The organism is Belnapia sp., from assembly GCF_059504005.1.
Genome location: NZ_JCACHU010000050.1, coordinates 1 through 7,647, shown reverse-complemented (window position 1 = coordinate 7,647; position 7,647 = coordinate 1). Strand labels below are relative to the sequence as shown.

General features: G+C 64.8%; 5 protein-coding genes and 1 pseudogene. 1 reads left to right on the top strand and 5 read right to left on the bottom strand.

Features of this window, described 5'->3' with window-relative positions; all coding sequences use genetic code 11:
* Positions 1–331: 331 nt before the first annotated feature.
* Together AC5JJ1_RS08480 and AC5JJ1_RS08475 are read right to left on the bottom strand one after the other, a co-directional pair.
* A complete protein-coding gene (locus AC5JJ1_RS08480; RefSeq protein WP_495784676.1) occupies positions 332–1,498 on the bottom strand; it encodes a DUF2252 family protein in 1,167 nt (388 codons plus the stop codon).
* 594 nt (positions 1,499–2,092) lie between these two features.
* Entirely contained in the window at positions 2,093–3,469 is a 1,377-nt protein-coding gene (locus AC5JJ1_RS08475; RefSeq protein ID WP_495784675.1) for an FAD-binding oxidoreductase, read from the bottom strand.
* Between the two features lie 893 nt (positions 3,470–4,362).
* On the opposite strand from AC5JJ1_RS08475, the gene AC5JJ1_RS08470 reads away from it, so the two are divergent.
* Complete coding sequence (locus tag AC5JJ1_RS08470; protein WP_495784674.1) at positions 4,363–5,253, top strand: alpha/beta hydrolase; 891 nt, start codon at positions 4,363–4,365, stop codon at positions 5,251–5,253.
* Between the two features lie 14 nt (positions 5,254–5,267).
* Here the strand turns inward: AC5JJ1_RS08470 and AC5JJ1_RS08465 are convergent.
* From AC5JJ1_RS08465 to AC5JJ1_RS08455, 3 genes and pseudogenes are all read right to left on the bottom strand, one after another.
* A pseudogene (locus AC5JJ1_RS08465) lies at positions 5,268–5,345 on the bottom strand (3-beta hydroxysteroid dehydrogenase); the annotation flags it as partial.
* Between the two features lie 34 nt (positions 5,346–5,379).
* A complete protein-coding gene (locus tag AC5JJ1_RS08460) occupies positions 5,380–5,667 on the bottom strand; it encodes a hypothetical protein (protein ID WP_495784673.1) in 288 nt (95 codons plus the stop codon).
* Between the two features lie 39 nt (positions 5,668–5,706).
* Positions 5,707–7,368 (bottom strand): hypothetical protein, encoded by a 1,662-nt coding sequence (locus tag AC5JJ1_RS08455; RefSeq protein WP_495784672.1) that lies wholly within the window; start codon positions 7,366–7,368, stop codon positions 5,707–5,709.
* Positions 7,369–7,647 lie beyond the last annotated feature (279 nt).

The following is a 7,647-nucleotide window of genomic DNA, read 5'->3' as shown; positions in this document are numbered from 1 at the left end:
GCACCCGCCCTGCCCACGCCGCACGTTATCGTCGGACTGATCGCCTGGGCCAAGCAGGAGGAGTGGCGTGGCACCCTGGCCGAGTTGCTTGACCGCCATAGCGCCCAGGCTTGCGCTGCTGCGGGTTATCGAAATGGAAGAGGTTGCGGACGTTCTCGGAGGCGAAGCTGACACGCTATTTTGGTGCCGCCCTTGCACAGCCGAGATTTGCCTCGGGTGCGGCGGACGCACCGATGGCTATAGCCGATCCTCCCTCGGCACCCCGCGACGTGGCTCCTATGTCCCGTGTGCTTCTGCCCATACACCAGTGGAAATCGGCCGGAAGCGAAGGTCACCTGTGACCGCAGCGGCGGCTCCAGTCGGCCCGGAACACCGCGTGCTCGACCCGGATGTCCTCTGCTGCCCGTTCAGCGGCCGCCGCCAGCCAGGACTCACTCCGGGCTGCCAAGTCGCTCTCGACGGCGCTGCTGACGTCTCCGGTACCAAGGTGGACCGCGGCTAGCTCCCGGCCCATCGCCTCCAGCATTCGCTGGTCCAACAGCACTTCCACCCCCAGCCTATCCTCCGCCCCGCTCTCGCCCTCTGCAGCGATCGTTTTGTCGGTCCCGATCTTGCGATTGTTTGGCGAGAGGCGACGCACGGCGATACCGTCCGCCACGCGGTACCACGGATCGGGTGCTCGGTACCGGCCCGCAGCGATCTCCATGCACCGGACGGTGCGACCTCCCCTCTTGTCTACGCGTGTCCATGCCGATGGCACGATGCCCTTCGCTTCGCGAACAACCCAATCGCCACACCATTGCGCCCGCGCCACCCACCGGGGCCGACCGAGGCTGCCCAGCCCAGCGCTGCGGTACCATATCTCTGGCTCGCTGCTTCCGGCGGGTAGAGCAGCCAGCAATGCTTCGCGGTAGCGCGGCGATAGCCTGGGCCGCCCTGCTTCTGGTCGGGCGAGAAACCGCTTCCGCTTCTTATCCAGCTTGTCCCAGAAGTCGTGGCGCGCATCCTCCGGCACGATCACCAGCTTTCGCAGCCACTCGAGCTTCCGGTCCAAGATAAGAGGCCGGGGCTCTTTCAAGCCTTTGCGGTAGCCCTGCAGAATGGCGCCAGCGATGAGCGACGCACCCGGGTTGCACTCCTTGGTGCAGGCTAGCAGGGCGCTTGTTGCGAGGCGTAGGAGATCCAGGACATACGGCATCTCGGCGGCCTCGTCATAATCGTTAACGCCCCAGACCAGGCGCCCGTCTGCGTCTCGCCAGGTGCCGAAGTTCTCAAGGTGGATGTCACCCACGGCTAATACGCTGGGTGCCTCTGCGAGCTCATCCACGATGGCGAGGATCCGTTCAGCCCAGCGCCAATAGGTGGCTCGGAGAAAGGTAAACGGTGCCTCTGCAGCCATCTCCCTATGCTTCTCAACCAACCCCTGGGCAACCACCTCATCGCCCATTTCCTCGCGGAGGAAGCCTTCGTAAGCCTCCGTCGATTCGATGATCCCCATATCAGCACCCCTTGCCTATCGGCCGGATCGAACCGTCGAGATTCATGGCGCCAGGTTGAACGCACAGCAGAAGCAACAATCAACCTACGAGACGAAACGCGGCCGACCAAGGTCGCTGATGAGGTCGGTAGTACCGCATCGGTACGCCTGGTGTTCCTCGGTAAATGCGACCTGCTGACCAACATGGCCCGGCTCTGGGCCATCGTCGACGTGGCAGTCGGGTGTTGGGCGAGGTACCCTGAGGCACTGGATACGACTGCCCGCACTGTGGTCGCGCCGGCATCGCTGGTCAGCAGTCGAGAACAGCCGGTTTGCGCCCACTTCGGTCATCAGCTCGACTGGTCCGGCATGCGGAAAGCAGAAATGAGGCGAAAGTCATTGTCCAGACCGGCCGCCGCCAGCCCGACATTGACACCACTTCAGCGGAAGCACGTTCCGGAACGAGTGTTTCAGTGTGCCGGTCAGGCAGTTGAGGGGTCATCCGCGCCGAAGCGGAGGTCGGGTCTGCAGCTCTAGGGAGGAACTGCCCGCTCCACATGGTGGCGCGCCACCCCTAGGCCGGCTGCCAGCACCGTGTTGTCCTCCTACCCATAGTCAGGCGGTGGGCAGGATGTTCTGGTTCAGGCGGAAGAGGTTCTCCGGATCGTATTTGGCCTTGATCTGCTGCAGCCGCTGGTAGTTCGGTCCATAGGCAGCCGCCACCGCGCCGGCGCGCTCATCGGCATCGAAGTAGTTCACGTAGCGGCCTGCGCCCATATAGGGCTGCAACGCGGCAAAGCTGTCCCGTGCCCAGGCCGTGCAGGCGGCGCTGTGGGCCGGGTCGGTCCACTCCGAGAGCACGAGCATGTTGTAGCCGGGCGAACGGTGCGGGAAAGCGGTCTCGGTCACCTCCACACGGGTGACGGCGCCGTGGAAATGCTCGATCAGAAGCTGTCCCATCGGCGTAGGACAGGCGGCGAAGCACTCGATCATTGTCCGGATCGCGTCATCGCCGAGGCTGGCGAGGAAGCTAGACTTCCAGTAGTTGAGCGCACCGCGCGGATAAGCCGCATCCAGCATGGCGTTGAGCTGGGTATAGGGCATGGGGCCGACCCCATCGAGCGCCGGCGCGCCGAAGCGCTTGATCGGCTCGACGGCCGCCTCACCTTCGGCGGGGGTGCCGCAATGGCACATCACCATCGCCGCAAGCTTCTCGCCCGATCCATCCGGCGCATGGACCAAGCCGCCAAAGACCGTGAACTCATCGGGCAGCGAAGCCGTGAGATCGCGGTAATGCCGCAGCACGTCGAATGCCTGGGCGAAGGGATAGGCGATGATCCCGCCGGTGACGGTCGGGCCGACGGCGTGCAAACGATACTCGAGGGAGGACACCACGCCGAAATTGCCGCCGCCGCCCCGCAGCGCCCAGAACAGATCCGGGTTCTGCTCGGCGCTTGCGGTGAGGATCCTGCCATCGGCAAGCACAACCTCCGCCGAGATCAGGTTGTCGAGGGCAAGTGCGTGTTTCCCCATGAGCCAGCCCAGCCCGCCACCGAGCGTCAGTCCCGCGATCCCCGTCGAGGAGACCACGCCCCCCGTGGTCGCCAGGCTGTGCAGTTGGGTTTCGCGGTTGAACCCGCTCCAGGTTGCGCCGCCCTGGGCGCGGGCGGTGCGCGCCTGCGGATCAACATGGACCGCCCGCATCGGCTGCAGGTCGATCATCATGCCGCCCTCGGTGGTAGCACGGCCGGCCACGTTATGGCCGCCGCCGCGGACGGCGATCTCAAGGCCGGCACGCCGCGCCGCCTGCAGGGCCGCCACGATGTCGGCCGTGCCGAGGCAACGAGCGATGAGCGCTGGGCGCTTGTCTATGAGGCCGTTATGCACCCGCCGGGCTTCCTCGTAGTCTGCATCGATCGGGTATAGGATCTGGCCCGCGAAGGCGCTGGCGAGCTCGGCCGCAGGGTCGGCCAAAGCCGTCGTGGTGCTCATAGTCACCTCCCGTGGGGGGGACACCTGCTGTGCCGAATGCGGCCGCCGCCCCCTTTTGCGGCCTTCGTGCTCATCTTCAGACTGACCTCGGAATTGCGGGACTAGTCGCTAGCATTTCCAATCCTGCGGGCGCGCAGGCAGATGCTTTGCCGGGCCCACGGTGCGGCGACGTCGCTAGCATCTTGGCTCCGCGCGTGGCTGCACCGAGTTACCGCGCAGCCGATGTTCGCTCCATGGCATTTCCAAGGTCAACCGTAAAATCGATCGCTATTTTGCTGTGGCCCGGTAGATGCAGCGAGCGCGCTCGGCTTCGTCGTGCCGTTGCTTCACTGACTATTTGAGAGCAGGCGCTGCTGCAGCTGTCGACTTCGCCATCTACTTGCACTTGACGACCGCGGAGTTCGCCTCGGCAGCGACTGCTGGTAGAAGCTGGAAGTGGTTCCCACCGGGCGTTCTAACGGCGCAGGTCCGGAACCCGCCGAGGCATCTCTCAAATCCGAGCGACCGCTTTATAGCAGTGCGTACCCGACAGCAGTCGGACCACTATCGGCCAGGTTCGGTCACGGCAGGTCACCCTATGACAGCTGATCGAGGCCTTCCTTTGCGAGTGACCACTGATTGCTGCTCCACCCAGCTTAGCGGAAGCGGTTCAGAAGCTATGGCAGTTAGAGGCGATACCTTCGTCTCGACCAGCGCCAGCTGTTCCTCTTGACCATGCAAAGCTGCCGCCGAGGGCGACTCGATGCAGACATTCGCACGAGGCTCTTACAGGCAGGGAGTGGCCGCCCGACGGTGCCCTCGCTTCACGACGCGAAATCCACCCACTCGGAACGCTTGCGCCTACGAAGCCGGAGGGAGTGGAATGCCGCGTAAGATCGGCGCGGGAGGACTCAATGCGGCGGGACATCGCCTTCAACGCGGAGGGAGCCACCCTCCACGGCTGGCTCTACCTCCCCGACAATCCCGGACCACACGCGACGGTGGTAATGGCGCACGGCTTCACAGGGGTGAAAGAGCAGTACCTCGACCGCTACGCCGAGGTCTTTGCCGCAGCTGGCTTGGCCGTGCTTGTCTTTGACAATCGTGGCTTTGGTGCCAGCGGCGGCGAGCCGCGCCAGGAGATCGATCCCTTCCAGCAGGTCCGCGACTACCGGCATGCAATCACCTACGCCCGGACCCTTCCTGAAGTGGATGAGAGCCGCGTCGGTGCATGGGGCACCAGCTACAGTGGCGGGCACGTCCTCATGCTCGGTGCGATCGATCGGCGCGTGCGTTGTGTAGTGTCGCAGGTGCCGCTAATCTCCGGCCCCATCGGAGCGAGCCGCCGCGCTCGCGCCGACCTCTTGCCCGCCCTGTCTGCACGCTTTGATGCCGACCGTGACGCACGCTTCACTGGACACCCACCAGCGGTGATCCCTGTGGTGGCGGAGGATCCCACCGCGCCTTGCGCCATGCCTGGCATTGAGCCCTGGGCGTTCTTCAATGCCACCCAAGACCGTGCCCCGGCTTGGCGCAACGAGGTGACGCTGCGCAGCGCCGAAATGCTACGCGAGTACGAGCCGGGTGCCTGGATAGCGCGGATCAGCCCGACGCCGCTGCTCATGATTATCGCCACGCACGACACGCTGACTCCGACCGACTTGGCGCTCGACGCCTATAACCGCGCGCTGGAGCCAAAATCGCTGGTGCTGATCTCGGGCGCGCACTTTGAGCCGTACACTGGAGCCGGCTTCCAAGAGTCAAGCGCTGCCGCGCGCGACTGGTTCGCTCGGTACCTGCTCTGAGCTCGACGCCCGGCCTACTGCGCTGTGTACCCGCCGTCGATCACGAGTTCGGCGCCGGTGACGAATTTCGCCTCGTCTGATGTGAGATAGAGATTCGAACGAAGGTCTGGCTCCCATTGAGGGCAGTCAGTCAAGGCCGCAGCGGGGGGGCACCCCAGCCGCGAGCGCGCCGGGCTGTGCTGACCAGTCCATCGGGAACGGCTCGAGGAGCCGCGGTAGGTCCAAGCTCTCTGGAGGTCGCCCATTGAGGATTGCCTCGACAATCTCCGGCGCCAGCAGCGTGAGGCGGAGCAGCGATCCCAGATATCCGCGCTCGACCCTCTCGGCCGCCGCCATTTCGCTGATCGAGGCATACCGCCCCTTGTCGAGCAGCCGCTGGTGCCGGAAAGCCCGTGCCAGCACTCTCACCAGCATGGTATCCTGCCTGCGCTCCAGCGTGCCATCGAGGCAACGCTAACCGGCGGCCGTGCCGCGTGCACAGAAGCACGAGACCGACACGTCCAGGTCGGCGCGGGCGGAGGCGAGCTCCAGGCGCTGGTGTATCAGCTTCGCCTCCACGGTTTCGCCGCGCCGCTCCAGGCAGGTGAGCAAGCCGCGCAGTGCCCAGAGATTGTCCGGGTGGATTTGCGCACGCGGCAGGCTGCCGGCCAGCCCTAGATCTTCGCGATACGCCTGCTCAGCCTCGTCGACGTGCCCCTGTTCGAGCAACAGCGCGCCGAGAGCGTGACGGATGGGCTGCATCCAACCCCAGGGCTCTGCGTAGGGCAGGTCGTCCTCGAGCGCGATAGCCGCGCGGAGACGGGCGAAGGCAGCACCGTACTCGCCGCGCCGATAGGCGATCTCGCCTTCCAGCATTTCTTCCGCAATCGCGAGGAAGCGTTGGCAAGGCGTAGCTGGGAGCATGATGCGCGACGGCGGCACTCTCAGCGCCGCAGCGCGGAACAGTGCTTGCTCGGCCAGTGCCGACGCCACGTCTCCCATCGCCGCATGCGCCACACCTCGGGCGTAGTGCATGATGGCTGTGGTGTTGCAGTAGAAGGTCTGATCGGCGGGCAGCCGCTGCTCGAGGATCTCCTCCCATTTACCGAAGCGCACCAGCACGTGCTGCTTGATGGAGACGAAGCTTTCGAAAAAGTCCGCCATTGGCGGCGATTCGATGCGCAGCATCTCCTCAGGCATCGTCTCGATCAACTCGTTGGCCGCGGCGATCGCGGGGGCGTACTGACCGAGGAACATGGCGGCGTAGGCCGCGAAGTGATAGTTGTGGACGCGGTATCCAGTGTAGAAATTCATCGCCCCAGCGCGGGCGTAGTACTTGCGGTCTGCGACTGAGGCCTTCTGGTTCCAAAACATCGCGTCACGGTATTGGCCGCATTGGATGTCGATGTGGCTCGCCATGTGGACTAGGTGGCCCATGTCCGGCGTTAGCTCGCGCAGGCGGTCGCCGGATAGCAACGCGGCTTCGGGATGCGGCGACATCTCCATCAGATGGATGTGCAGGTGCAGAAGGCCGGGATGGCGAGTGGCGCCCGGCATGGTACTGAAGCCGGCCTCCAGCACCTCCTGCGCCTCAATGGTACCGGCGCCATCAGCGGGCAGGCCGGTGCGCTGGTCCCACATCTGCCATGGTGTCCGGTTCATGATCGCTTCGACGAACACGCTGCGCAGGTCGAGATCGCGCGGGTGGGCCCGGTGGGCCAGCCGCATTGCGTCAGTGAACGCATCATTCCAGGGCTTCTGGTCTTCAATCGGGTCGCGCTGCGGGAAGCGCGCCGGCAACGCCTCGATCAGCGCGTGCTCGGCTGCAGTAACGCCGCCCACGAGCGCCAGCGCCGCCTGGGTGGCATCGTAGGCGCGGGCTAGGGTCGTTGCCTTAATACTGTCATCCTGCATCTCCCAAGGAAAATTGTAGTTCGGGCCTATTGCGTAGGCGACACCCCAGTGCGCCATAGCGCAGTTGGGGTCGGCCAAGAGCGCCTTTTCGAAGCAGGCAACAGCCTCCTCATGGTGAAACCCGAAGCACCAGTTGAGCCCGCGGTCGAACCAGCGCTGCGCGCCAGGGGATGAGGTGGTGATCTTGCGGGTGTAAGCGCCAAGATCGTACGGATATTCCATGTCGCCTCCAGTGCCGGATGTGGCGCGGGGTCGCGGCCTGCATTTGCGTCGAGTGAGGATGCGACGACGCGGCAAGGGTAGACACAAGGCCGAAACATTCTGGTAGCTGAGCCAGGAAGCACGTCCAGGGGGCAGCCTACGCGCCGCCCAACTGTCGTTGCAACAACCAACGTCGCGGCATTCTGCGCCGAAGCGCGGGCAATTCAGGGGCTCGGCGGGCCGAGTTATTGAGGCGGCCCTCATTGTCTTGACCTGATCTGACGAATGGCCAACTTCACG

What these genes read in the sequence shown, in the direction of transcription:
- AC5JJ1_RS08470 (WP_495784674.1), top strand. Translation starts at nt 4,363, where the DNA reads ATGCGGCGGGACATCGCCTTCAACGCGGAGGGAGCCACCCTCCACGGC.
- AC5JJ1_RS08480 (WP_495784676.1), bottom strand. Translation starts at nt 1,498, where the DNA reads ATGGGGATCATCGAATCGACGGAGGCTTACGAAGGCTTCCTCCGCGAG.
- AC5JJ1_RS08455 (WP_495784672.1), bottom strand. Translation starts at nt 7,368, where the DNA reads ATGGAATATCCGTACGATCTTGGCGCTTACACCCGCAAGATCACCACC.
- AC5JJ1_RS08475 (WP_495784675.1), bottom strand. Translation starts at nt 3,469, where the DNA reads ATGAGCACCACGACGGCTTTGGCCGACCCTGCGGCCGAGCTCGCCAGC.
- AC5JJ1_RS08460 (WP_495784673.1), bottom strand. Translation starts at nt 5,667, where the DNA reads ATGCTGGTGAGAGTGCTGGCACGGGCTTTCCGGCACCAGCGGCTGCTC.